Raw genomic sequence first — 23,003 nt, 5'->3', positions numbered from 1 at the left:
AGATTACCGCCCTGCCCGCGACGCCTACATCACCGGTAAGCGGCCAGACCCGTCAGCGCCTCCCCCAGCACCAGCGTGTGGATCTCCTGGGTGCCCTCGTACGTCAGCACAGACTCCAGGTTGTTCATGTGCCTGATCACAGGGTACTCCAGGGTGATTCCGTTCCCGCCCAGGATGGAGCGGGCCTGGCGGGCGATGTCCAGGGCGGCGCGTACGTTGGCCAGCTTGCCGAAGCTGATCTGCCGGGGCTCCAGTTGGCCGGCGTCCTTCAGGGTGCCCAGATGGAGGGCGGTGAGCTGGGCCTGGGCGGTGCCGACGTACATCCAGGCGAGTTTCTCCTGCGTCAGCTGGAACGACCCGATCGGCTTGTCGAACTGGACCCTGGTCTTCGCGTAGTCCACCGCGGCCTCCAGGCAGGCGCGGGCGGCGCCCACGACGCCCCAGACGATGCCGAAGCGGGCTTCTGAGAGGCAGGAGAGGGGGCCGCGGAGGCCGATGACGCCCGGGAGGGCGGCGGAGGCGGGCAGGCGTACGTCGTCGAAATAGAGGGACGAGGTGACCGAGGCCCTCAGGGACAGTTTCTTGTGGATCTCAGGGGCGGAGAAGCCGGGGGTGGAGGTCGGTACGACGAAGCCGCGGATGCCTTCGTCGGTCTGCGCCCAGACCACGGCGACGTCGGCGATGGAGCCGTTGGTGATCCACATCTTGGAGCCGTTGAGGATCCAGTCGGATCCGTCTTTCTTGGCATAAGTCCGCATATTGGCGGGGTCGGAGCCGTGGTCCGGCTCCGTCAGGCCGAAGCAGCCGATGGCCGAACCGGCCGCCATCCGCGGCAGCCACTCCTCTTTCTGCTCGTCGGAGCCGTACCGCCAGATGGGGAACATGGCCAGCGAACCCTGCACCGACACGAACGACCGCAGCCCCGAGTCCCCGGCCTCGAGCTCGCGGCACGCCACCCCGTACGACACCGCGTCCGTCCCGGCGCAGCCGTACCCCTGCAGGTGCATCCCCAGCAGCCCGAGGGCGCCGAGCTCGGGCGCGAGCTCGCGCGCCGGGAAGGCCGCCTCCTCGAACCAGTCGCCGACGTGCGGCAGGACGCGGTCGGAGACGAACGACTTGACCGTGTCGCGGATCAGCCGCTGGTCGGCGTCGAGCCGGTCGTCCAGGCGCAGCAGGTCGTCCATCGCGGGTCCCTTCCTCACATAGGGGGCTACCAGGGTTGTACCAGGGGGAATCCTGATGTGCTAACACCGGGCCCACGGGCAGTCTTGAGACATGAGCGAATACAACGTCAAGAAGCTGCGTCGGACCCACAAGGGCAGGATCGTCGCGGGCGTCTGCTCCGGCATCGGCGAGTTCGTCGGGATCGACGCCAACCTGGTGCGCATCGCGCTGGCGATCGCGACCCTGTTCGGCGGGCTGGGCGTCGGCGTGTACGCGATCGGCTGGCTCCTCATGCCCGAAGAGGACACCGACACCTCCATCGTCCAGGATCTCATCAACAAGCAGCAGGACCGCAGCAGGACGGACTGGAGCGGCGAGCAGAAGCCGCAGTCGTGATCAGGCTGCGGCGGGCACGCGTTCGCGAGGCTCGGTCCAGAACAGGGCCAGCACGGCCGCGCAGATCAGCCCGGTGAATCCGGCCAGCGCGACCACCGGCTCAGGACCGAGTCTCTCCGCCGCGAACCCGCCCACCAAGATCCCGATCCCCTGTACGGCCATCAGCCCCGACTGCACGAGGCCGAACGCCTGGGCGCGACGTTCGGCCGGCACGCGCTGAACGAAGGCGGCATTGGCCGCGAGCTGGTACGCCCCGCCGACCCCCGACAGAACCCACGCGGCGAGCACCACCTCCAGCGGCGGATACAGCGCTGTCACGATCAGGGGCGCGCAGCTCAGCATGGCCAGCCACCCCATGAGCCGCAGCCGCCGCGGCGGTGGCACGAACCTGCTGAAAAGGAACGCCCCCAGCACCGTCCCCGTCGGCATCGCCGCCATCAGCAGCCCGGTGATCACCGGCACCGGCAGCGTCCACGTGGCGAACAGCGTGCCCGTGGAGAGCTTGGCCGCGTACGGCACGGCGATGCCCTCAGGCAGGATGTAGAAGCCGCACAACCACGCGAACAGGACGAGCGTCCGCAGCTTCCGCGACCCGAACACGAGCCGGGCTCCCGCCCTGGTCATCGTCCACATGGACGGTTTCGAGCCGTCGTGGCTCGCGGAGGGCCGGCGCCGTACCCCTGACACGAGGATCAGCGCGGAGCCCAGGAACGTCGCGGCGTCCAGCGCGAGCGCCCGGTAGGGGCCCATGGTCGCGATCACCGCTCCGCCCGCCGCGAAACCGAGCATCTGTACGGCCTGGTTCGTCATGTTCTGGATCGCCGAGCCGATGACGTACCGGTCGCCTTCGAGCACCTCGGGCAGCAGCGCCGCCCGCGCGGCCGAGAACGGCGCGCTGAGCAGCACCACCAGGAACACCAGCACGCACAGCGCCCAGAACGGCATGCCCGGCACCGCCATCGCGGCCACCAGCGCCGCCCGGACCAGGTCGCAGATCAGCATCACCGCTCTGCGCGCGAACCGGTCCGCCAGCCCGGCCAGCAGCGGCCCGCCCACGATGGACGGAAGGTACGTCAGCGCGTAGACGGCCGCCGTGGCCAGCGGTGACTGCGTGCGGTCATAGACGAGTACGGCGAGTGCCACCTGGGCGAGCTGGTCGCCAAGGAGGGAAAGGCCCTGGCCGTACCAGAGTGCTCTGAACTCCCTGAGTGCGATGACTTCCCGATATGTGGCGTGCCCTTCAGCACGGCGATGCCGTCCCGGCGGACGACCTGCCCGCATGGCCCCCATTGGACTCCGCTGTGCCTGACTTACAGTGTTCGCTACGTCACCTAAGGTGCCCGATCATTATGGCAAGCCGCAACCCAAAGAAGCCAACCAAAAGCAAAGGGTTACCAGCCCAGCTCGTGAAGTCTAGCGTCGTCGATGCCGAAGTGATGGCCGACCTCATGGACGACCGTGATGCGCACCTCGTCGATGACGTCGTCCTCCGTATCGCAAATCTGGCATATCGGATTGCGGTAGATCTCGATGCGGTCGGGCAGGACCCCTGAGTACCAGTCGCCGCGTTCCGTAAGGGGGACACCGGTGTACAGGCCGAGCAGGTGGGGCTCCGGCGGGTCATCGACGACAGTGACGACGACATTGCTCATGGCGCGCGTGAGGTCGGGAGGGATCGTGTCCAATGCCTCGGCCACGAGTTCCTCGAACTTCTCCCGCGAAACCTCGATCACACTTGCCATTCTGCCCCGTCCCTCGGGTAGGCAAGAAAGCGTATGAAGTTCGTTCACAGGTCAAAGGCAGTCATTAGGTCCAGGGTGGCGAGGGGTGCGGCGGTGCTCCTCGTGGCCGCGGTGGGTGCTTGGCTGGGCATCTTCCTCAGCGGCACCGTACGAGCCCAGATCGGGCCTGTGGAGACCGGCATGTCGCTCCGGCCGGCCTGGAACGGCGAGACGGTCGTCGACGCCAGCCCGCTCGGGACGCTCACGTTCCGCACGCATGACGCGCCGCTGCGGCTGCGCATCACGCTCGAGAACATCGACCAGGAGCGCGCCAAATCCCTCATCGAGGACCCGCGGCTGGCCGACCGCCTGCCGGGGCTCGTCGAGGACGACCTTCTCGACGGCGTACGCGCGCTGGTGATCCGCTCGCTGCTCTGCGCGGGGGCCGGGGCGCTCATCGCGGTCCTGATGGTCTTCAGGCGCCCCAGAGTGGCCCTGATGGGCCTTCTGGCCGCCTCCGTGGCGCTGGCGGGCACCGGGGCCCTCGCGGCCCTGACGTTCCGTCCCAGCTCTCTCGTCGAGCCCCGCTACTCGGGCCTCGTCGCCGCCGCGCCGTCGCTCGTGGGCAGCGCCGAGTCGATCGTCACCCGCTTCGAGTCGTACCGGTCGCAACTCACCAAACTCGTCACGAACGTCTCCAAGCTGTACGACACGGTCTCCACCCTGCCGCTGTACGACGCCAACCCCAAGACCATCCGGGTCCTGCACGTCTCCGACATCCACATCAACCCCATCGCCTGGAACGTCATCCGCTCCCTCAAGGACCAGTTCAGCGTGGACATGGTCATCGACACGGGCGACATTTCCGACCATGGCACCAAGGCCGAGAACAAGTTCGTGGACGAGATCGGCCGCCTCGGGGTCCCGTACGTGTACGTACGCGGCAACCACGACTCGATGACCACCCAGAAAGCGGTCGAGAAGCAGAAGAACTCCGTGGTTCTGGACGACACCACCGAGACCGTGGCAGGCCTGAAGATCTACGGCCTGGGCGACCCCCGCTTCACCCCCGACAAGTCCGTGGCCGCCGACTCGGACCCGGCCGTGCTCGGCCAGTACGCCCGCTCCCACCTCGCCAAGGTGAACAAGCCGGACGTGATCGCCGTACACGACCCGGACGTCGGCAAGGGCTTCTCCGGCGCGGCCCCCATGATCCTCGCCGGCCACACCCACGCCCGAAAGACGTCCATGCTCCCCTCGGGCACCCGTCTCCTCGTCCAGGGCTCGACCGGCGGCGCCGGCCTGCGCGCCCTCGAACACGCCCAGCCCACGCCGGTCCAGGCCTCGGTCCTGTACTTCGACAGGGAGACCAAGCGCATGCAGGCATGGGACGACATCACGCTGGGCGGCCTGGGGGAGCAGTCGGTGTACATCCAGCGTCACGTGGAGCCCGACCCACAACGTATGATTTCCCCGGAGCCAACGAACGCCCCGTCGCCAACGGGACCGATCTCTGGCACGCAGTCGCCGTCCGCCGGTAAGCCACTTTGGCATCAAGGGCAATCGTCCCCTATGCTTCAGAGGTCTCCGACGGAAGGCGACAGGGAATCCTGAGCCCCCATCGTCTAGCGGCCTAGGACACCGCCCTTTCAAGGCGGCGGCACGGGTTCGAATCCCGTTGGGGGCACTGCGAGCGGTTAGCGCACCGGAAAACGGCTGGTCGAAGACCACCGAAGACCTGGTAAGCTAAACGAGCGCAAACGGCAAGAACAGCAAGAAACGCAAGGTCCTGTAGAGCAGTTTGGAGTGCTCGCCACCCTGTCAAGGTGGAGGTCGCGGGTTCAAGTCCCGTCAGGACCGCTCTGGGTCAGGTAGCTCAGTTGGTACGAGCGTCCGCCTGAAAAGCGGAAGGTCGGCAGTTCGACCCTGCCCCTGACCACCAGCATTGAACAGCCAAGATGCCCCGAAGCGAGAAACGCTCCGGGGCGTTTTCGTATTTGTGCCAAGGCCCAGGCCACAGCAGGGTGGCGAGCCACCCCGGGATGTGGCCGCGCCTTAATGGCTACCGTGTGATGCTTGGTCTTCTGCCACGTCCAGCCAACGCCGATACCAATGGGCGAACCCGAGCGGCTTTCCGGCGTCGTCGTACAGCGGTTCGTATCCGGCATCGCCGGCGGTGTTGTCAGCCCACATCTGGCCCCGCGCCGGGCCGGTGATCACTAAGGCTTCCCGGTACGCGCAGCCGAGATGGCACAGGTACAGCAGCCCGATCGAGTGCCGGGCGTCGTGGACGATCGTGTCGTGCTGCTGCCAGTACGCATCCTCGGCCGCGTCGAATTCCTCGGTGGAATCGAAATCTGCTTCGTCAGGCGGTTCAGGAAGACCGTCGGCCGGGTTGAACGCCTCGACATGAGGAAACGGCTGGTTCAGTGTGTACAGGTCCGTGAGCTCGGCGCCGTCGCCCTCCCACTGCCACCGGCCCTCCGTACGACGCAGGGGAAAGAGCCCATAGGCAGGACCTGCCCCACCGCGCCCCGCCTGGAGCAGGAAGGACCGGTACTCGCCAGGTAGCTCTATCCGGAGCTGGGCCTCTACCTCGGCCAGTTCTTCGGCTTCCAGCGGCGGCTCCAGCTTCCAGCCGTGGCCCTTGGAACCGAAGACCGCGTCGGAACCGGGTGCGGCGGCCAGCCGCGAAAGCCGTTCTCGTACGTCTGACCAGTCGGCACGCGTCACGTCCGGCACGATACAAGCACGAGCGGGCGCCGTCCTCCCAGCCCAGGCCGACAAGGGTCGAACGACTGAGGCGCCACTCTCCGCGGGTGGCGCCTCAGCTCGTTTCCAAACGCTCTCGACCAGGTGACTACGGCGTCGCGGCGTGCGGCCAGCACCTCCACGCCGTCGCCGGGCTTCTCCGTTACAGGCGCCCCGTCATCGCGAGGACCGCTCCGCGTCCGAGGAATCGAGGGCCATCGTGGCGAGGTCGCGGCCGATGCCGTAGGTGTCGGTTTCCTGCACGTTGCTGAGCACGACTACCTCGATGTCGTCATCGGGCAGGTACATGTTCATCGCCGCGTAGCCCTGGAGGAGCCCGTGGTGGTACCGGAGCCGGTGCCCGTGGAGGCGGTCGACGGCCCAGCCGAAGGCGTACGAGGTCGACGGCAGGGTGAGGCAGCCGTTGGGGGGACACGGGGCCTGTGGCGTGAACGCCTGCTTGACGGTGGCGGGCGGCGCGACCAGATCGGCGCCGAACGACCGGTCCCAGCGGGCGATGTCGTCCACGGTGGAGTAGATGCCGGTCGCGGAGAACGCCTGGGAGCCGTTGGTGGGCGGGGCCGGTGATCCGACCGTGAAGTAGCCCTTCGCGTACCCGTCGGGCGGATTGCCCCGGCTGTAACCGGTGTGCCGGAGGTGCAGCGGGCCGGTGATCTCTTCATGCAGTACGGTGCCGTACGGCTTGTGGGTCACCGCCTGGATGATCGCTCCGGCCAGGACGTAGCCGCCGTTGCTGTACTTCCAGTTGGTCCCGGGCTTGAAGTCCAGCGGCCTGTGGACGAAGCGCTGGATGAGCTCCCGGGTCGTGGTCGGTTGCGAGAGCTTGGCATAGAAGTCCGGCAGATCCTGGATGTTGACGATGCCGGACGTGTGCGTGAGGATCTGGCGGATCGTGACGGGTCGCCACGCCTTCGGGCAGGTCTCGATGTACGCCGGGACGAGATGCCGGCAGATCGGGTCGTCCAGGCCGAGCAGCCCGCGGTCGCGCAGCTTCAGCATGAGCATCGAGGTGAACTGCTTGGTGACCGAGGCGAGGCGGAAGACCGTGTCCGGCCGGTTGGGGATGTGCCTTTCCTCGTCGGCCTCGCCGGCAGCGGTCCGCAGCAGCACCTGACCACGCCGTACTACCAGCACCGAGCCGCTGAACTGCTTCCGCTGGGCCAGGTCCCGGAAGTACTCGCGCATCGCCGCGGCGGTGCGATCGCCGCGTGGTGCCGGTACGGTGGCCAGCGGGTCCGGATTCTGAGTGGCGTGGGTTGTGATGGCGGACGCGGCGATGGCGGGAGCGCCCGCAGGCATGGCCCCACTAGTCAGAGCGGCGCCGACCGCAAGCAGCCAGGCCATATTAGGAAATTTAGGCATATTCTCCCCCGGGAATGTACCAAAGCCCCGAAATTTGGACATGAAATCCGAATCGGGCGAGTCTCGCGCGAGAGTGCCCGCCGGACTATTTCTGGGGGTTGGTTTCCGGTCGCTAGAGCCGCAAACGGTGATCGATGCCTTTTTCCCTCTGCATGTCCCTTTGTTAGTACTACTCGATAGTCACTGGTCATCTCTGCAAAAATGTCGGCTATTTCCCGAATATGGCGCCATATCCCGGCCGCCGGGCGGTCGCTCAGGCTCTGGACCGGGCCAGCCGGTGGTGTCCGACCGTTTCGTCTCATGCTTGCTGGTCGGGCTGGACGATGAGCGTGTAGTCGACGCCCGTGCGGAAGCTGCCGGAGGAGCCGCGGATGATCAGATCGTGCCGACCGGGCTTCAGCGGTGGAAGGCGCGCCCAGAGGCCACAAGCGTAGGACGTGGTGGTTCCCTCCTCGCCGCTCACGGGATTGCCCGCTCCATGTGTCACGGTGACGTTGTCGTTCTCCATCCGTTCTGGCGTGACAGCCTTGCGGTCAAGGGTTGCCTTGCCTGTCGCCGTGGCCATGAACCCTTTGCATTCCTGCTCGGTGGAAATCTGATTCACCAGCGGGAAGACCACTGGCCGTCCGGCGGGCACTCTGCATGTCCGCTTGACGGCGCCGCCGAAGGTCCCAGCGAGAAACCACACGTCGTCGGGCTGGTTTCGGTCGCAGAATTCCCCGGTCGTGTCCGCCACAGGGTTCGTGCTCTCCTCTTCGGAGGCCGCCCACGTCCACCAGCGTCCCTGGATGTTCTCCGGCGCTGCGGCCTTCGGTTTCGAGGACTCGACGTCGTCCGTGCCGCTGCCTTGGGCCGCCCCGCAGCCGGCGACGAGACCGAGGGTCAGCAGGAGCGGAACGGCGGGCCTGAGCGACATGCGAAGATCATAGACTCGGCCGGCAAAGAGTGATCACATCTCATGCTGTGGCCATCGCGTCCCCAAATGGCCGAGCAGAGTATTTCCGGCGGCGGGCGCATCAACCGTTCGGTGGATTTTCCGGTCAGCAGCATTCACCGGTGAGCATGGCCGGCAGATCGATTCGGCGCAGGGGCGGGAAAACGATGCTTGAGCCATGGCAGTCATCGAAGTCACAGACCTCCGCAAGAAGTACGCGGACCTGACGGTTCTGGATGGGGCGTCGTTCTCCGTGGAGGAGGGCGAGATTTTTGGCATCCTCGGTCCGAACGGTGCCGGGAAGACCACCGCCGTGGAGTGTGTGGAGGGGCTGAGGCGGGCCGACAGCGGGGCGATCAAGGTGCTCGGGTTCGACCCGGTCAAGGACGGGCCCAGGGTGCGCGAGCAGATCGGGGTGCAGCTCCAGCACACGCAGCTCCCCGAGAACATCAAGGTGTGGGAGGCGCTCGACCTGTACGCCTCCTTCTACGCCGAGCCGCGCGACTGGCGTGAGCTGCTGGAGGAGTGGGGGCTGGCGGACAAGCGCAACGGCCGGTTCGGGAAGTTGTCGGGTGGGCAGAAGCAGCGGCTGTTCATCGCGCTGGCGCTGGTGGGCAATCCGCGGGTGGCGTTCCTCGACGAGCTGACCACGGGACTCGACCCGCAGGCTCGCCGTACCACCTGGGAGCTGATCAAGCGGGTCCGGGCGAGTGGCGTGACGGTGGTGCTGGTCAGCCACTTCATGGATGAGGTGGAGGAGCTCTGCGATCGCGTGGCCGTCTTCGATCGGGGGCGGGTGGTCGCGCTCGACACGCCGGCGGGGCTGGTCGACGGGATCGACGCCGAGCACCAGATGCGGTTCACGCTGATGGCGGGGGACATGGTGGAGCTGGGCGGGCTGCCGGGGGTGACCGGGGTGGTCAGGACGGGGGACCGGGTGGTCGTCACGGGCAGGGGTGACTTCGCCACGGCGGTCACCGCGCAGCTCGCCCGCCACCACGTGCTGGTCAGCGATCTGCGTATCGACAAGCGCACCCTTGACGATGCGTTCGTCGCGCTGACCGGCCGTTCGTTCGACGGCCCCTGAGGTACGTCTCCCGGATGTCCACCACCAGGTGCCCAAGCATGTCCGGGCTGCTGAACGTCCGATCCACCGACGGAGGAAGATCATGACCAAGCTCGCCATAGTCGAACTGAAACTCCTGACCCGCGAACCCGGAGCGATGTTCTCGCTCCTCATCCCGTTGTTCATCATGGTCGTCTTCGGAAGCTCCATCGGGCCAGGCGACACCGTGCTCCTGCCGATGGCGCTGGCGATCGCCGTGGGGCTCGTGGGCCTGTACATGCTGCCCACCACCATGGCCACCTACCGCGAACGGGGCATCCTGCGCAGGCTCTCCATCACCCCGGTACGCCCGGTGAACATGCTCGTGGTGCAGCTCATCCTCCAACTCGTCCTCGCCCTGACCGCCTGCGCCCTGCTGGTGACGGTCGCCGGCACCGTGCTGAAAGCCCACCTGCCCGCCCAGGTGCTGCCCGGCGTGCTGGTCTTCCTGCTCGGTACGGCGGCCATGTTCGCCATCGGCCTGCTCATCGCGGCCCTGGCCAAGAACGGCCGGAGCGCCAACGGGATCGGGGTCCTGCTGTACTTCCCGATGGCCTACCTCGCCGGGCTCATCCAGCCCGCGGATCAGATGCCCGCCTTCGTGGCGACCCTCGGCGCGTACACCCCTCTGGGCGCGTTCCGGCAGAGCCTGCGGGACGTCTGGGAAGGCGGCGCTCCCAGCCCGCTGCTGCTCGCCGTGATGGCCGCGTACGCTGTGGTCATCAGCATCGCTGCGGCCAAGTTCTTCCGCTGGGAGTAGTGAGGTATGACCGGGCGGCTCGACCGATGGGAGCGGCTGCTGGAGCGCCAGCTGGCGGCCTCTCCGTACGTTCTGCTCGGGACCTCCGCAGTGCTCTCGACGCTCGTGGACGGCACGTCGTGGGTCATGCTCGCCCTGGTGGCGCTCGCGGCCGTCTGGATCTGGCTGGTGCCCCGGGGCGTGGTCTACGTGGCCGGGCTGGTGGCGCTGATCGGAGCGCTCTGTACGCAGGGGTTGTGGTTCGCGAGCTTCTTCGGGTTCGCCGGATACCTCCACTCGTGGCAGTACCTGAAGGGGAAGTGGCGGTTCGCCGGGGTGGCCGCCACGGCGGCGATCAGCGTCGTGACCTACAACGGCGGTCTGCCCGACGCCACCCCGACCGGGATCCTCACCTTCCTGTTCTTCACCGCCGCCATCGTGGGTCTGGTCGGCCTGTTCAGCTTCGTCGGCGAGATCACGGCCGAGCGGAGCGCCGAGCGCAAGCGGATGGTGGCCCAGCTCGAAGCGGCCATGAAGGAGAACGCCGGACTGCACGCCCAGCTGCTGGTCCAGGCCCGCGAGGCGGGCGTTCTCGACGAACGGCAGCGCATGGCGGCCGAGATCCACGACACGCTCGCCCAGGGTCTCACCGGCATCATCACCCAGCTCCAGGCGGCGCACAGGACCGAGGAGTGGCGGCGGCACGTGGACAACGCGATCCGGCTGGCGCGGGAGAGCCTGGCCGAGGCGCGGCGCTCGGTGCACGCGGTGGGGCCGGGGCAGCTGGAGGCGGCGCCGCTGCCCGACGCGCTGGCGGAGGTCGTCGCCCGGTGGGGCGAGCTCAATGGGGTACGGGCGGATCTCACCATCACTGGTACGGTCCGTCCCATGCATCCGGAGGTCGAGGAGACGCTGCTCCGCACCGCGCAGGAAGCCCTGGCCAACGCGGCCAAGCACGCCGGCGCCTCGCGGGTCGGGCTGACTCTGTCGTACATGGAGGATGTGGTCACCCTGGACGTGCGCGACAACGGCGCCGGGTTCGACCCCGAGCGGGTCGGTGACGGCGGTGGCTTCGGCCTGACCTCGATGCGGAAGCGGGTGAGCCGGGTGGCGGGCACGCTGGAGATCGAGTCCGAGCCCGGCCTCGGCACCGCGATCTCCGCGAGCGTCCCGGCGGTGGCGCGTGGCTGAGGTCCCGATCCGGTTGCTGATCGCTGACGATCATCCCATCGTCCGTGACGGCATTCGCGGCATGTTCGCCGGCGACCCCGACTTCGAGGTGCTCGGCGAGGCCGGGGACGGCGCGCAGATCATCGAGCTCGCGCGGGCGCTGGCCCCCGACGTGATCCTCATGGACCTCCGCATGCCCAGGATGGACGGCGTAGCGGCCATCAAGGAGCTCGCCAGGCTGGGCATCGCGGCCCGCGTCCTCGTGCTCACCACGTACGACACCGACAGGGACGTCCTGCCCGCCATCGAGGCCGGAGCCACCGGCTACCTCCTCAAGGACACCGGCCGCGACGAGCTCGTCCGCGCGGTCCGTACGGCGGCCCAGGGCGAGGCCGTGCTCTCCCCGTCGGTCGCCACCAGGCTCCTCGGCCAGGTCCGCGCGCCCGCCGACCCGCTGAGCGCCCGGGAGCTGGAGGTCCTCCAGCTCATCGCCGACGGCGCCACCAACCGCGAGGTCGCCACGCGCCTGTTCATCAGCGAGGCCACGGTGAAGAGCCACGTGCTGCACATCTACACGAAGCTCGGCGTCAACGACCGCGCGGCCGCTGTGGCGGTCGCCTTCCGCCGCGGCCTGCTCACCCTCGAGAACGGCTGACCGAAAGCCCTGCCGACAACGGAGAGAGCGCTCTCTTGACAATGGGTGTGATGTTGCCGGATTGTTTCCGTAAAGCGACAGCCGTGGATCGGATGAGGTAATCAGGATGGTCCGCACCCCCCATTTCAGAGTGTTATTCACCGTCGGCGCCGTTCTCGTCGCGCTGCTCGCCCCCCTGGCGGGCACCGCCGGCGCCGCCCCCGCCCCCGGGCCGCTGGTCTGGTCCGACGAGTTCAACGGAGCCGCGGGCAGCGCCGTCGACCAGTCGAAGTGGCGCTTCGACATCGGCGGCAGCGGCTGGGGCAACAACGAGCAGCAGTACTACACCGACAGCACCCGCAACGCCGCCATGGACGGAGCCGGCAACCTCGTGATCACCGCCCGCCGCGAGAACCCGGCCAACTACCAGTGCCACTACGGCACCTGCCAGTACACCTCCGCCCGCCTGCTCACCGCCGCCACCTTCACCCGCGCGTACGGGCGTTTCGAGGCGCGCATGAAACTGCCCCGCGGCCAGGGCATCTGGCCGGCCTTCTGGATGCTCGGCGACAACCTCGGGCAGGTCGGCTGGCCGAACAGCGGCGAGATCGACATCATGGAGAACATCGGCCGCGAGCCCAGCACCGTGCACGGCACCATTCACGGCCCCGGCTACTCCGGCTCCGGAGGCATCGGCGCCCCGTACTCGATCGGCGGCGCGTTCGCCGACGCGTTCCACACCTTCGCCGTCGACTGGTCCCCGAACCTGATCATCTGGTACGTCGACGGCGTCGAATACCAGCGCCGCACGCCCGCCGACCTCGGCGGCAACCGCTGGGTCTTCGACCACCCGTTCTTCATGATCATGAACGTGGCGGTCGGCGGCAACTGGCCCGGCTACCCCGACGGCACCACGACCTTCCCGCAGACGATGTCCGTCGACTATGTCCGCGTCTATGCCCCGCCCACCAGCGGCTCCGGCGGCCGGATCACCGGTATCGGCGGCAAGTGCGTCGACGTGGCCGGCGCCGCCACCGCCAACGGCACCGCCGTCCAGCTGTACGACTGCAACGACACCGCGGCCCAGAACTGGACGTGGAACTCCGACGGCTCGGTGCGCGCGCTCGGCAAGTGCATGGACGTCACCGACGGCGCCACGGCCAACGGCGCGAAGGTGCAGCTGTACGACTGCAACGGCACCGGCGCCCAGCGATGGACCTACGACTCCGGCACCGGCCGGATCGTCAACCCGCAGTCCGGCAGGTGCCTCGACGCGACCGGCGCCAGTTCGGCCAACGGCACCCGGCTGCAGATCTGGGACTGCGCGGGCAGCGCCAACCAGAAGTGGACCCGCGCCTAGACAGACCGGCAAAGGGCTCCTCCCGGCAAGGGGGAGCCCTTTATAAATGCTGTAATTAGCGAGAACGCGCTCTCCCAAAAGGCCCATCTAGGCGGGGCTGCCGGGCACCCCTAGTCTGGTCCTCCCTGGGAGGACGGAGGGAACCGGTGGAGCTCCGGGAGATCGAGATCTTTCTGACGCTGGCCGAGGAGCTGCACTTCGGCCGCGCCGCCGAGCGGATGTACCTGTCCCAGTCGCGCGTGAGCCAGACCATCCGCGCCATGGAGACGCGCGTGGGCGGGCGGCTGTTCGAGCGCTCCTCCCGCCGCGTGCGGCTGACCCCGCTGGGCGAGCGGCTGCGCGACCGGCTGCGGCCGGGGTTCGAGCAGATCCACCTGGCCCTGGCCGAGGTCCGGGAGATCGCTTCGGGGATCACCGGCGTGCTGCGGGTCAGCCTGCTCAACTTCGCCGCGGGCGGCCCGGCGTTCTCGGAGATCGTACGGGCGTTCACCACGGCCCATCCGGGCTGCGAGGTCGTGGTGTACGAGGCGTTCCCCGGCGAGGCGCTGGGCCGGCTGCGCCGCGCCGAGCTGGACGCCGTCGCCCACTGGCTGCCGATCCGCCGCCAGGACCTGGTCGTCGGCCCCGTCCTCATGCGCGACGACCGCGCGCTGGTGGTGCGGGCCGGGCATCCGCTGGCCGAGCGCGGCTACGCCACCGCCGAGGACCTCGGCGACCACCATGTGATCGACGCCGAGGGAATGGTCCCGGCCGAGACGTTGGAGGCGCTCTACCCGCCGCTGACCCCGGCGGGGCGCCCGATCGGCCGCCGCCACCGGGAGGGCCGGATGATCGAGGTGCTGTCGCTGGTGGCCCGCGGCGAGATCGTCCATCCGACGGTGGCCTCGCTGTCCGACTACTACACCCATCCCGGGGTGACGGTGATCCCGCTGCGCGGGCTGCCGCCGTTGGAGAGCGCGCTGGTGTGGGCGGCCGAGCGGGAGACGGCGGCGGTCCGCGCGTTCGCCGAGGTGGCCGGCCGGCTCAGCGGGGTCTCCAACGCCTGGCCGGCCACGGACGGGCGGCTCAGCGGGGACTCCAGCGCCTGGCCGGCCACGGGCTCGCCGAGCTGAAACACCAGCCAGATCCGTGTACGGTCCCGCAGCACCGCCGGATCGGCCAGCGGATCCCCGTCCACCACGACCAGGTCGGCGAGCTTGCCGGGTTCGACGGTGCCCAGCCGGTCGTCCAGCCCGAGGGCGCGGGCCGCGGTGGCGGTCGCCGCGAGCAGCGTCTCAGCGGGGCTCATGCCGTGCCGGACCATGCGCACGACCTCGACGGCGGCGTCGGAGAACGGCTGCCAGTCGTGGCCGAGCGCGATCGGCACGCCGGCCGCGCGGGCCGCCGCGAGCGTACGGCCGGCCTCGACCAGGTTGCGCTCGGCGAGCTCCACCAGCGGCGGCGCCCACCCCGCAGGAGACCCGGCAGGAGGCCCGGCAGGAGACCCGGCAGGAGACCCGGCAGGAGACCCCGCATGAGAGCCGTCCTCGGAGAGCCCCGCGACGCCGTAGTAGCACGACAGCGTCGGCACGAGGATCTGCCCGGCCGCGGCCATCATGTCCAGAAGGTCGGGACGCCGGTGAAGGTACATGCCGTGCTCGACGGTGTCCACGCCGTGCCTGATCGACAGCTCCGTGCCGGCCAGGCCCTCCGCGTGCGCCGCCACCCGGTACCCGAGCCGGTGCGCCTCCTCCACCAGCGCGGCCATTTCCGCTCCGGTCACCTGCGCGGGCCGGGGGTCCTCCAGCTCGACCGACCGCGCCCCGGTGGACATGATCTTGATGAAGTCGGCGCCCCGCCGCACCTGCTCACGCACCGCCTTGCGCACCTCGTCCGGCCCGTCCGCCTCCCGGTACATCCCGTCGAAGAACCGGCCGCCGGGCGCCGTGGCCGACACGATCCGGCCGCAGGTCAGCAGCCGCGGCCCGCGGAGGGCCCCGTACCGCGTCGCCTGCCTCGCCGTGACCACCGCGTCCCCGTACGAGCCGACGTCGCGCAGCGTCGTGAACCCCATCCGCAGCGTCTCCCGCAACCGTGCGGCCAGGAAGTGCGCGGTCACGTCCGGCCACAGCGGCTCGGCCCCCTCTGCGGGCTCGGGCGGCGTCGCGAACACGTGCGCGTGGGCGTCGATCAGGCCGGGCATGACGGTACGGCCCGCCACGTCGACGACGTCGGCCCCGTCGGGCACACCGTCGCCGGCCTGCCCGACCAGCCTGACCACGCCGTCCTCGACGAGGATCCCGGCGCCCGGCCGGACGGGGCCGCCGGTCCCGTCGAACAGCCGGGCGTTGGCCAGCCAGAGACGGCCGGGGCGGCAAGGGGGATCTGAGAGCCTCATGCCGTTCATCGTTCGCCGATGACCGCCCCGGAACAACGACGGACCGCTCACCCCATCCATGAGCCGGACTCATCGCTGGCATGCGGAGATAGCCTTTGTCCGCCTCCTGCGCGGCTGCTCACAATGACCGGCATGAACAGAATCAACTACTGGGCCGTAGGAGCCGCGGCGGTGGTGACGCTCGTCGCGAGCTCCGTCTACTACATGGTCTTCGGCGGGGTGTGGGCGTCGCTGCGGGGCGTGCCCACCGCCGCGCCGCAGCCCTGGGAGCTCGCCGGGCAGCTCGGGAGGAACCTCGTCGAGGTGCTGGTCATGGCCGTGCTGCTGAGCCGGCTCCAGATCCGCACGCGGCGCGAGGCCGCGGGGTTCGGGCTCCTGGTGTGGCTGGGGTTCCAGGCCATGATGATCGCCGGTTCCGTGCTGCACGAGTCGTACCCTGTGGGGCTGTACGTCCTGCACGTCGGCGACGCCCTCATGACCACTCTTCTGGTGGTCCTCATCCTCTCCACGTGGCGCCGGGGCCGCCAGGCGACAGACGGCCCCGGACAGGCGGTCACTGTGTCGTGCAGACGGATCCGTTGAGGGTGAAGACGGCGGGCAGGACGTTCGGCCCGGAGTAGTTGCCGACGAAGCCGACCGTGGCGGTGGCCCCCGTGGCGAGCGCGCCGTTGCCCGCCTCGTTGACGACCTTCACGTCCGACCCGGTCTGCGTCCAGACGCCGCCCCAGCCGCTGCCCAGGCTCTGCCACGACCTGGGCCAGCCGAAGTTCAGGGTCCAGCCGCTGACGGGTGCGCCGTTGTTGGTGACGTCGATGGCGCCGACGTAGCCGCTGCCCCAGTCGGTCGTGACGGTCAGCCGTACCGAGCAGGAGCTGGAAGCGGGCGTGCCGGTCGTGAACGTCAGCGGCGGGGAGGCCCACGACAGGCCGCCGCCGTTGTCACGGGCGATCACGTTGATCGTGTAGCGGGTGCCCGGCTTGAGGTTGTTCACGGTGAACGAGGTGCCGGACGTCTCGCCGAGCTGCTCGCTGACGGCTCCGTGCTGGCGGTAGAGCTCGTACTTGGCGACGGGGCGCGAGCCGGGGGTGGCGCCGGACCAGGAGATCGTCGCGGTCGTGTCCGTCACCTGCGAGGCCGCCGGCTGGCCGGGCGCGCCGGGCAGGCCGGTCTGCGGGCGCGCGGGGTGCAGGACGAGGGTGGTCAGGGAGAGCGGCGGCAGCGTCTGGCCGGTCGCGGTCCCGCCGGTCGAGGTGGTGATGCTGGTGGCGCCGTTGGTGTGGGTCAGTACGGTGGGCGCGCCGGCCGCCGGGGTGTAGCCGGAGTAGTCGATCGCGACCGGGTACGACGTGTCGTTCGAGGTGTTGATCAGCATGACCGCCAGGTCCCCGTTGGGCCGGCGGGCGGCGTGCGCGACGACCTTGGCCTGGTCGGTCGCGGCGCGGACGAACTGGTCACCCGGCCGGGCGAACTTGCTCACCATCTGCAGCGCGTAGTACGGGGCGAAGGGCGTGTTGAGCGCCGGTTCGCAGACGCTGTTGTCGGCGGTGCACGTGCCGCTCGACAGCAGGCCGAAGTCGCCGTAGTCGGTGTGCCCCTCGACCTGGGTGACGGTGCCGATGCCGTTGTGGACGTTCCACCAGTCGACCGTGAACACCCCGTTGGCCAGCAGCGTCGCGTACGCGTCGGCGGCGGCCAGCGCGCCGGGCTGGGTGTTGGTGCCGTTGCTGCTGGACCCGGTGTTGAACTCGGTCATCGCGATGCCGATCCGCTCCGAGCCGGGCCCCACGTACTTGGCGATCTGCTGGCGGGTGAGCTGGATCATGTCGGTCACGTGGCCGGCCCTGTCGAGGGCGCCGGGGTACCAGTGCAGGATCACGAAGTCGATCTTCGATCCGGCGTTCGAGAGGACGACCTTGTTCCAGCTGCCGCTGTCGCCTTCGGCGGTGATGGCGTCGGGCCAGTTCGCGGGCGTGGTCAGCACCGCACCGATCTTGATGGTCGGGTCGACCGCCTTCATCGCGTCCGCGTAGGCCACGACGTTGCGGGCGTACTCGGCCGGGCTCTTGTCGGCGTGGTCGTCGGCCTCCCAGGCGGAGCCGTAGTGGCCGTTGCCGTAGTTCTCGTTGCCGATCTCCCAGTACTTGATGCCGTAGCCCTTGGTGACGTTGGCCTGGCGGACCCAGGCCGCGGCCTCCTCGGCGGTGCCGGTGCCGTAGTTGGCGGTCACCATGGCCTGCGCCCCGGTACGGCGGACGCCGCGCATGAACGTGTCGAAGTCGGTGTTGGGCGCCACGTAGCCGCCGGGGGCGGTGTGGGTGGCCCAGTGGTAGATGTCGGAGTACGACCCGCCGGGATAGCGCAGCATCTTCACGCCGGCGTCCTTGAGCCGGTCGGCGGTCTCGTCCGTCCCGAGATTGGAGTCCCAGATCGCATGGTTGGAGCCGATGCCGGTTCCGGGGACGGTGGCGAGTGCGGCACGCGCGTTGACGGTCACCGCTACCGGGGTGACGTCGTCGGCGTACGCCGCGGGGGCGTTGAGGGCGGTCAGCGTCAGCAGCAGAGCGGACGCGGCTCGTAACAGCGGTGTGGGCATCGGCGTACCTCGCCATGGATAGCGGAATTCACTCGACGCCTCCTCCTGACCAGGAGGCATCATGATCATGAGGTGCGCCGCCCCGCCCGTCAAACACCGCTGAAACTTTCATGGGGGCGGCGCACCTGGCCGATGCCGTAGGCCTGGTGATCGGGCCCTAGTTGTACTTGTACAGCCTGGTGGCGACCCGCCGGTTGTGGTCGAAGAGCGAGGCGCGGTACATGCTGACGGCGAGGTCCCCGTGCTCGGCCTTGCCGCAGGTGTTCACCCCGGCCAGCTGGTGGATCTCGAACCGCGCGGTCGGGTCCCCGGCGATGAAGTACTCGGCGCGGGCCTGGTACTGGTCGGCGCTCGTGTCACAGGCGAAGACAACGGTGTTCCGCTCGTTGAAGCACAGGGTGGAAGCGCCCTTCGTGGAGGTGCACGTCTTGGACCGCGACCGCGCGGCGGCCGGCGTGACCCGCGTATCCCGCTTTATCGGATATTTCGTGATGTTTTGGACGGTCTTCCATCGCCCGAACCGCACCCGGTGGTTGCCCTCGTAAACCGCCGCCCGGAACGTCACGATCTTCCCGATCTCCCGGTTGCCCCGGACCTCGCCCTTACGCCCCAGGTTGTGGATGGCGTACTTGGTGCCCAGGTAACCGTTGAGGTAGTACTCCACGGTGGCGTGGAGATCGTCGTTCGCCGTGTCCTCGATCGTGATGCCCGGACGGTCGCTCCCGTCCGGCCCCACGCAGGCCTCCGCGCCCTTGATCCGGACGCACTCGGGCTCCGCCGCGACCGCGGCGGCCGGCGTGGACACGGCCACCGCCGGAACGGCCGGCCGGGGCTCCGCCTTGGGCGCCGGCTCGGCCATCGCCGCTGCCCCGTCGGCGCTGAACACGGTGGCCGCCATCGCCACCGTCGCTATGAATGTACGACCTAACGCCACTCGAACCTCACCAGCCTTACGAGTCACCACGAGCTTCGTGTGGGTGTGACGCGAAAGATGAGGGAAAGGTTCCGGGCCGGGACCGTTCAGCCGCCGTTCATGGGCGATCGGTCTTGGATGTCAGCGTGGCCAGCGAGAGCAGCAGCGCGCTCTGGGCGAGCATGCCCGGCGCGAGCGGCGGCGCCTGGCCGACCGACTTGGTGAGCGCGTACCACCATTGGGTGAGCGGGGAGAGGGTGTCCCACGTGGGATCGGCCGCGCCCGCGCCGTGGTTGACGGACACGTGAATGAAGACGCCGTACGCGGACGCGAGCAGCACGACCAGCGCGACCACCCGTACCACGGTGACCGCCCGGGGAGTGTCGCGCAGGGCGAGCAGCACGAGCGCGAACGCCAGCAGCGCCAGGGCCACCCACGGGATCAGCTGCACCGGGCTCTGCCAGTGGCGTTCGAAGGCGAGCTCGAGCGCGGCGCCCAGGATGCCGATCGCGACCAGCCCCAGGAGGCCGAGCCGCACCACCGCGCGGCCCGTGGCGCGGGCAGCGGGCTCCACCGAGGTCGAGGTCGAGGTCATGCGGGACCACCGTCCGATCCGAATGAGGGGGGAATCTCCGGTCCCCTCAACGCTCTCCGGGATCCCTCAGAGCTTCCTGTGCGGATTCTGAAGATCTCGTGAGAATGACCGCCTCGAACATCCGCGCCAGCTCCGCCGCGTCCTCCCCGGCGTGATGCGTGTGCGGCAGCCCTTCGAGGCCCACGAACATGCCGTCCAAGCGTAGCTGCACGACATCTGCACCACATCCGCACACGGGGCTGGTAGATCCGGCGGGGCGGCACGCGGTGTGCTCGAGGAGCAGCCTAGTGGGGGAGGCGTCGCGCATGGACGAACCGATCGTGGACCCGGCCGCCTCCCGGCGGGAACGGCGGCGGATCGGCGGTGTCCGGACGCTGTTGCTCGGCCGCCGGGAGCCCGCGCCGCCGCCGTGGATGAGGCGCCTGCTCGCCGTCGCCGCGGGGGTCACAGGGCTGAGCGGCGCGCTGTTCGGCGCCGCGGCCCTCAGGACCGACCACGAGTCGGCGGGGATGGCGGGCCTGATGGTCTTCCTCGTCACCACGCTCTACGTCGGCCTCTCCCTGCCGGAGCCGGAGCGCAGGGGCGGCGAGCATCACGTCCACCCCGCCGAGCTGGACTCCCAGGCCCTCATCCTGCTGGCCCGGGCCAGGCAGGCGATCCTGGAGGTGACCGACTCCCGGGTGCACCGCCTGGGGCTCCTCGACACCGTCGCCAACGACGTCGTGCTCCCCGAGCGGCTGTGGCACATCGCCTGCCTCCTGCGTACGCAGACGGAGCTGCGGGCCGAGCAGGCCGAGGCGCGGGCCGAGCTGATGACGCCCGAGCTGGCCGCCGTGCTCGAACCCCAGCAGGAGGCCCTGCGGCGCTCCGTGGCGGCGGTCACCGAGCGGGTGTGGGAGCTGGAGGTGTACGCCGGCCACGTCAAGGCGGCCGACTCGGCCCTGCGCGCCCAGGAGCTGCAGCGCAGCAACGACCGATACCGGGACCTGCTGGCTCGGACGGGCGACGCCGAGGGTCTGCGCGACCTCACCGAGCGGGCGGACACGCTGGCCAGGAGCCTGCGCGAGGCGGTCGAGGCCGGCCAGACCCTGGCCTCAGAAGTCGCGCCACTCGTCGAACCATGAAACGGCCTCGCCCGTGGGCACGCCCGCCCGCGCCGCCAGCGCCATGAAGGCGTCGCCCGCCTCCTCCCGCCGCAACGTGTCGATCATCCCGTGCCGCCCGTCGAGGTCGTTGAGCCTGGTCACGAACTCCCGCAGTGTCTGCCTGGCGTCGGCCACCCCGCCCGGGTCGTCGGCGCTCAGCCGCCCGATGGCCTCGGAGGCCGTCGTGTAGGCCCGGCACGCCGCCGCTCCCGCCCGCCGGTCGTCGTCGACCCAGTTGCGCAGCGGATTGTCGATGTTGGCGGCCAGCCACTTGTCCGACTTGGCGCCGCGCAGCCGGACCTGCACCTGCGAGCCTCGGTAGCGCTGCTTGATCGGCCCGCTCTGGCTGCTCCTGAGCGAGGCGACGCTGAGGTGCCGGAGGGCGCCGCCGGGCGGGGGCAGCATCGACGCGTCCACCCCGTAGGCGTCGATCAGCTCCAGCGTGTGCAGCTTGGGGAACGCGGTCGCGCCGACGAGCCCGCCGTACGAGCGCAGCCACTGGATCCGCAGCGACTCCAGCTCGCCCAGCCCGTCCAGCGCCGCGAGCCGCAGGTCGCCCGCCACCTCCATCGCCACCTCGCGCACGCCGCTCAGCCCGGCGGGGACGCCGGAGCGGGTCGTCAGGCGGATCCACCGCCCATCGGCGGCCGCCGTGACGAGGTCGGGCGGCGCCGCGTCCAGGCGCAGGCGGGTCAGGGTGGGCGGCAGGGCGAGCCGGCGCGGCGAGGCCCCGGCGAACGTCAGATCGTTGAGATGCGTCCCACCCAGATCGACCTCGCCGGGCGGATCGGCCCAGTGCAGGCTGGTGATGATGGGCCGGGACGAGAGGGCGGCGGCCAGGCCCCGGTCGGGCCCGGCCCAGGTCAGCGAGGTCACCCGGGGCAGCGCGTCCAGCCCGGCCCAGCGGACCTCGCCGTGGAGCTCGCGCAGGTCGAGCCCGGACACCATGGCGGGCCTGCGGATGCGCCGGTCGCCGAAGTCGGCCTCGATCTGCCCGGGGGCGGCGCTCTTGTAGGCGGCCTTGACCTCGTCGGGCACCCGCAGGTCCCAGTGCCGCTGCAGGACGACCTGCACGCCGAGGGCGGGCCACCCGCCGTACGCGCTGGTCGAGCTCGGCATGCCGGCGCCCACCGGCAGCGACCCGAGCCGGACGAAACCGGCGGGCAGCGGGGCGGAGGCGTCGACGGACAGGATCTGGGGCACGCCCTCCCAGCTGTGGTGGTCGATGATCAGCGGGCGGGCCCCGCGCAGGTCGTCGAGCGCGGGCACCGCGTCGGAGTGCCAGTCGAACACGCACACCGTCAGCTCGCGGCCCGCGGCCGTCACCTGGCAGGCGCCGAAACCGCCGAGGGGCAGGGGCACGGCCACGACGTCACCGATCTCCAGCATGCCCGGCAGGCTAGCAACCACGGGCGACAACACCCGCGCTCTAGATCTGGGAGTGATCCGGCTTGTGCCGCTGGTAGTAGCGGGCGACGCGGATCCGGTTGCCGCAGAGCGTCGGTGAGCACCAGCGGCGGCGGGGGTGGGCCGGCAGGAAGAGCATCCGGCAGTCGGGCGCCTCGCAGGAGCGCACCTTGCCCACGTTGGGGTCCGTCAGCAGCTCCACGGCCGCCTCGGCGAGCTGTGTGAGCAGGCGGCTCACGGCCGTGCCGTCCCGCCGCGTGACGCTCGCGAGAACGGCGCCCCGGGCCTCCAGCCGAGGGTACGGCGGGGAGAGCCGCAGGGCCTCGTTGATCGCCGCGATGGAGTCGGGCGGCGCGGGGACGGCCTGGCGGGCGGCGTCGAGGGCCGCCTCCACATGAGCGCGCAGCCGGCGGACGGCGGGCAGGTCGGCGGCAGGGAAGGGCGTGCCGGGCAGGGTGAGGCGGCCGGACTGCCTGGCCAGCCAGTCGTCGAAGTCGGCGGCCCGGTCCAGGGCGTCGTGGTCGCGGGACCGCGTGTTGACCAGGTCCAGGGCCAGGGGCTCACCCGTCAGCAACTCCATGTCGCTAATGGTACATCCCCGGGTTGACCCATTAGG

21 protein-coding genes, 3 tRNA genes and 1 pseudogene are annotated in these 23,003 nt (G+C 69.7%); 13 read left to right on the top strand and 12 right to left on the bottom strand.

The window, feature by feature from the left end; translation table 11 throughout:
- Positions 1-29 precede the first annotated feature (29 nt).
- Positions 30-1,184, bottom strand: coding sequence for an acyl-CoA dehydrogenase family protein (locus tag HD596_RS10480; protein WP_185069070.1), 1,155 nt, complete (start codon positions 1,182-1,184; stop codon positions 30-32).
- A gap of 91 nt (positions 1,185-1,275) precedes the next feature.
- Between HD596_RS10480 and HD596_RS10475 the strand changes: the two genes are divergently transcribed.
- On the top strand, positions 1,276-1,560 hold the full coding sequence (locus HD596_RS10475) for a PspC domain-containing protein (protein WP_185069069.1): 285 nt from the start codon (positions 1,276-1,278) through the stop codon (positions 1,558-1,560).
- Here the strand turns inward: HD596_RS10475 and HD596_RS10470 are convergent, their stop codons facing one another.
- Together HD596_RS10470 and HD596_RS10465 are read right to left on the bottom strand one after the other, a co-directional pair.
- Positions 1,561-2,841 (bottom strand): MFS transporter, encoded by a 1,281-nt coding sequence (locus HD596_RS10470; RefSeq protein ID WP_313043509.1) that lies wholly within the window; start codon positions 2,839-2,841, stop codon positions 1,561-1,563. It abuts the gene before it with no gap.
- 110 nt (positions 2,842-2,951) lie between these two features.
- Complete coding sequence (locus tag HD596_RS10465; RefSeq protein ID WP_221519270.1) at positions 2,952-3,302, bottom strand: metallopeptidase family protein; 351 nt, start codon at positions 3,300-3,302, stop codon at positions 2,952-2,954.
- 93 nt (positions 3,303-3,395) lie between these two features.
- Here HD596_RS10465 and HD596_RS10460 point away from each other — a divergent pair, with 93 nt between their 5' ends.
- The 4 genes from HD596_RS10460 to HD596_RS10445 all read left to right on the top strand — a co-directional run bounded on the left by HD596_RS10460 (position 3,396) and on the right by HD596_RS10445 (position 5,223).
- Entirely contained in the window at positions 3,396-4,895 is a 1,500-nt protein-coding gene (locus HD596_RS10460) for a metallophosphoesterase family protein (protein ID WP_313043506.1), read from the top strand.
- Positions 4,896-4,968 (top strand) — tRNA-Glu (locus tag HD596_RS10455).
- Between the two features lie 98 nt (positions 4,969-5,066).
- Positions 5,067-5,141, top strand: a tRNA-Asp gene (locus tag HD596_RS10450).
- Positions 5,142-5,146: 5 nt separating this feature from the next.
- A tRNA-Phe gene (locus HD596_RS10445) sits at positions 5,147-5,223 on the top strand.
- Between the two features lie 113 nt (positions 5,224-5,336).
- Here the strand turns inward: HD596_RS10445 and HD596_RS10440 are convergent.
- From HD596_RS10440 to HD596_RS60315, 3 genes are all read right to left on the bottom strand, one after another.
- Positions 5,337-6,014, bottom strand: a complete 678-nt coding sequence (locus HD596_RS10440) for an SMI1/KNR4 family protein (RefSeq protein ID WP_185069065.1) — start codon at positions 6,012-6,014, stop codon at positions 5,337-5,339.
- Positions 6,015-6,209: 195 nt separating this feature from the next.
- A complete protein-coding gene (locus tag HD596_RS10435; RefSeq protein ID WP_185069064.1) occupies positions 6,210-7,352 on the bottom strand; it encodes a serine hydrolase domain-containing protein in 1,143 nt (380 codons plus the stop codon).
- A 361-nt stretch (positions 7,353-7,713) separates the two neighbouring features.
- The gene (locus tag HD596_RS60315; RefSeq protein WP_221519269.1) at positions 7,714-8,331 is read right to left on the bottom strand and encodes a signal protein; all 618 of its coding nucleotides are present in this window, start codon (positions 8,329-8,331) and stop codon (positions 7,714-7,716) included.
- A 196-nt stretch (positions 8,332-8,527) separates the two neighbouring features.
- Between HD596_RS60315 and HD596_RS10425 the strand changes: the two genes are divergently transcribed.
- From HD596_RS10425 to HD596_RS10400, 6 genes are all read left to right on the top strand, one after another.
- Complete coding sequence (locus tag HD596_RS10425) at positions 8,528-9,436, top strand: ABC transporter ATP-binding protein (RefSeq protein WP_185069063.1); 909 nt, start codon at positions 8,528-8,530, stop codon at positions 9,434-9,436.
- 82 nt (positions 9,437-9,518) lie between these two features.
- A complete protein-coding gene (locus HD596_RS10420; RefSeq protein ID WP_185069062.1) occupies positions 9,519-10,214 on the top strand; it encodes an ABC transporter permease in 696 nt (231 codons plus the stop codon).
- A 6-nt stretch (positions 10,215-10,220) separates the two neighbouring features.
- On the top strand, positions 10,221-11,384 hold the full coding sequence (locus HD596_RS10415; RefSeq protein WP_185069061.1) for a sensor histidine kinase: 1,164 nt from the start codon (positions 10,221-10,223) through the stop codon (positions 11,382-11,384).
- Positions 11,377-12,018 (top strand): response regulator, encoded by a 642-nt coding sequence (locus HD596_RS10410; RefSeq protein ID WP_185069060.1) that lies wholly within the window; start codon positions 11,377-11,379, stop codon positions 12,016-12,018. Before HD596_RS10415 ends, HD596_RS10410 begins: the two co-directional genes overlap by 8 nt.
- A gap of 130 nt (positions 12,019-12,148) precedes the next feature.
- Positions 12,149-13,357: an RICIN domain-containing protein gene (locus HD596_RS10405; RefSeq protein WP_313043502.1), complete on the top strand. Its 1,209-nt coding sequence runs from the start codon at positions 12,149-12,151 to the stop codon at positions 13,355-13,357.
- A 146-nt stretch (positions 13,358-13,503) separates the two neighbouring features.
- Positions 13,504-14,469 carry a LysR family transcriptional regulator gene (locus HD596_RS10400; protein WP_185069058.1) on the top strand — a complete coding sequence of 322 codons (966 nt, stop codon included), beginning with the start codon at positions 13,504-13,506 and terminating at the stop codon, positions 14,467-14,469.
- Positions 14,470-14,483: 14 nt separating this feature from the next.
- Here HD596_RS10400 and HD596_RS61530 read toward each other — a convergent pair.
- Positions 14,484-15,539: pseudogene (locus HD596_RS61530) on the bottom strand (amidohydrolase family protein); the annotation flags it as partial.
- A gap of 327 nt (positions 15,540-15,866) precedes the next feature.
- Between HD596_RS61530 and HD596_RS10395 the strand changes: the two are divergent.
- Entirely contained in the window at positions 15,867-16,316 is a 450-nt protein-coding gene (locus tag HD596_RS10395; protein WP_185069057.1) for a DUF1761 domain-containing protein, read from the top strand.
- Here the strand turns inward: HD596_RS10395 and HD596_RS10390 are convergent.
- The 3 genes from HD596_RS10390 to HD596_RS10380 all read right to left on the bottom strand — a co-directional run bounded on the left by HD596_RS10390 (position 16,288) and on the right by HD596_RS10380 (position 19,835).
- A complete protein-coding gene (locus tag HD596_RS10390) occupies positions 16,288-18,327 on the bottom strand; it encodes a cellulose binding domain-containing protein (protein WP_185069056.1) in 2,040 nt (679 codons plus the stop codon). The two genes, HD596_RS10395 and HD596_RS10390, sit on opposite strands and share 29 nt — an antisense overlap.
- A 157-nt stretch (positions 18,328-18,484) precedes the next feature.
- Positions 18,485-19,225 carry a hypothetical protein gene (locus HD596_RS10385; protein WP_185069055.1) on the bottom strand — a complete coding sequence of 247 codons (741 nt, stop codon included), beginning with the start codon at positions 19,223-19,225 and terminating at the stop codon, positions 18,485-18,487.
- Positions 19,226-19,358: 133 nt separating this feature from the next.
- Positions 19,359-19,835 carry a hypothetical protein gene (locus tag HD596_RS10380; RefSeq protein ID WP_221519268.1) on the bottom strand — a complete coding sequence of 159 codons (477 nt, stop codon included), beginning with the start codon at positions 19,833-19,835 and terminating at the stop codon, positions 19,359-19,361.
- A gap of 305 nt (positions 19,836-20,140) precedes the next feature.
- Between HD596_RS10380 and HD596_RS10375 the strand changes: the two genes are divergently transcribed.
- Positions 20,141-20,959, top strand: a complete 819-nt coding sequence (locus HD596_RS10375; protein ID WP_185069054.1) for a hypothetical protein — start codon at positions 20,141-20,143, stop codon at positions 20,957-20,959.
- Here the strand turns inward: HD596_RS10375 and HD596_RS10370 are convergent.
- Both HD596_RS10370 and HD596_RS10365 read right to left on the bottom strand, forming a co-directional pair.
- A complete protein-coding gene (locus HD596_RS10370) occupies positions 20,930-22,369 on the bottom strand; it encodes a hypothetical protein (protein WP_185069053.1) in 1,440 nt (479 codons plus the stop codon). The two genes, HD596_RS10375 and HD596_RS10370, sit on opposite strands and share 30 nt — an antisense overlap.
- 40 nt (positions 22,370-22,409) lie before the next feature.
- Positions 22,410-22,967 (bottom strand): CGNR zinc finger domain-containing protein, encoded by a 558-nt coding sequence (locus HD596_RS10365; RefSeq protein WP_221519267.1) that lies wholly within the window; start codon positions 22,965-22,967, stop codon positions 22,410-22,412.
- Between the last annotated feature and the right edge of the window lie 36 nt (positions 22,968-23,003).

The sequence above is a fragment of the Nonomuraea jabiensis genome, assembly GCF_014204795.1.
Classification (GTDB): Bacteria; Actinomycetota; Actinomycetes; order Streptosporangiales; family Streptosporangiaceae; genus Nonomuraea; species Nonomuraea jabiensis.
Note: the sequence above shows the minus strand (reverse complement) of the source record. Positions and strands in the feature narration are given on the sequence as shown.

Bases quoted from the DNA above. Each gene is read 5' to 3' on its own strand.
- HD596_RS10480 (WP_185069070.1), bottom strand. From the start codon at position 1,184: ATGGACGACCTGCTGCGCCTGGACGACCGGCTCGACGCCGACCAGCGG.
- HD596_RS10475 (WP_185069069.1), top strand. From the start codon at position 1,276: ATGAGCGAATACAACGTCAAGAAGCTGCGTCGGACCCACAAGGGCAGG.
- HD596_RS10470 (WP_313043509.1), bottom strand. From the start codon at position 2,841: ATGCGGGCAGGTCGTCCGCCGGGACGGCATCGCCGTGCTGAAGGGCAC.
- HD596_RS10465 (WP_221519270.1), bottom strand. From the start codon at position 3,302: ATGGCAAGTGTGATCGAGGTTTCGCGGGAGAAGTTCGAGGAACTCGTG.
- HD596_RS10435 (WP_185069064.1), bottom strand. From the start codon at position 7,352: ATGCCTGCGGGCGCTCCCGCCATCGCCGCGTCCGCCATCACAACCCAC.
- HD596_RS60315 (WP_221519269.1), bottom strand. From the start codon at position 8,331: ATGTCGCTCAGGCCCGCCGTTCCGCTCCTGCTGACCCTCGGTCTCGTC.
- HD596_RS10425 (WP_185069063.1), top strand. From the start codon at position 8,528: ATGGCAGTCATCGAAGTCACAGACCTCCGCAAGAAGTACGCGGACCTG.
- HD596_RS10420 (WP_185069062.1), top strand. From the start codon at position 9,519: ATGACCAAGCTCGCCATAGTCGAACTGAAACTCCTGACCCGCGAACCC.
- HD596_RS10415 (WP_185069061.1), top strand. From the start codon at position 10,221: ATGACCGGGCGGCTCGACCGATGGGAGCGGCTGCTGGAGCGCCAGCTG.
- HD596_RS10395 (WP_185069057.1), top strand. From the start codon at position 15,867: ATGAACAGAATCAACTACTGGGCCGTAGGAGCCGCGGCGGTGGTGACG.
- HD596_RS10390 (WP_185069056.1), bottom strand. From the start codon at position 18,327: ATGCCCACACCGCTGTTACGAGCCGCGTCCGCTCTGCTGCTGACGCTG.
- HD596_RS10385 (WP_185069055.1), bottom strand. From the start codon at position 19,225: ATGGCGGCCACCGTGTTCAGCGCCGACGGGGCAGCGGCGATGGCCGAG.
- HD596_RS10380 (WP_221519268.1), bottom strand. From the start codon at position 19,835: ATGACCTCGACCTCGACCTCGGTGGAGCCCGCTGCCCGCGCCACGGGC.
- HD596_RS10375 (WP_185069054.1), top strand. From the start codon at position 20,141: ATGGACGAACCGATCGTGGACCCGGCCGCCTCCCGGCGGGAACGGCGG.
- HD596_RS10370 (WP_185069053.1), bottom strand. From the start codon at position 22,369: ATGCTGGAGATCGGTGACGTCGTGGCCGTGCCCCTGCCCCTCGGCGGT.
- HD596_RS10365 (WP_221519267.1), bottom strand. From the start codon at position 22,967: ATGGAGTTGCTGACGGGTGAGCCCCTGGCCCTGGACCTGGTCAACACG.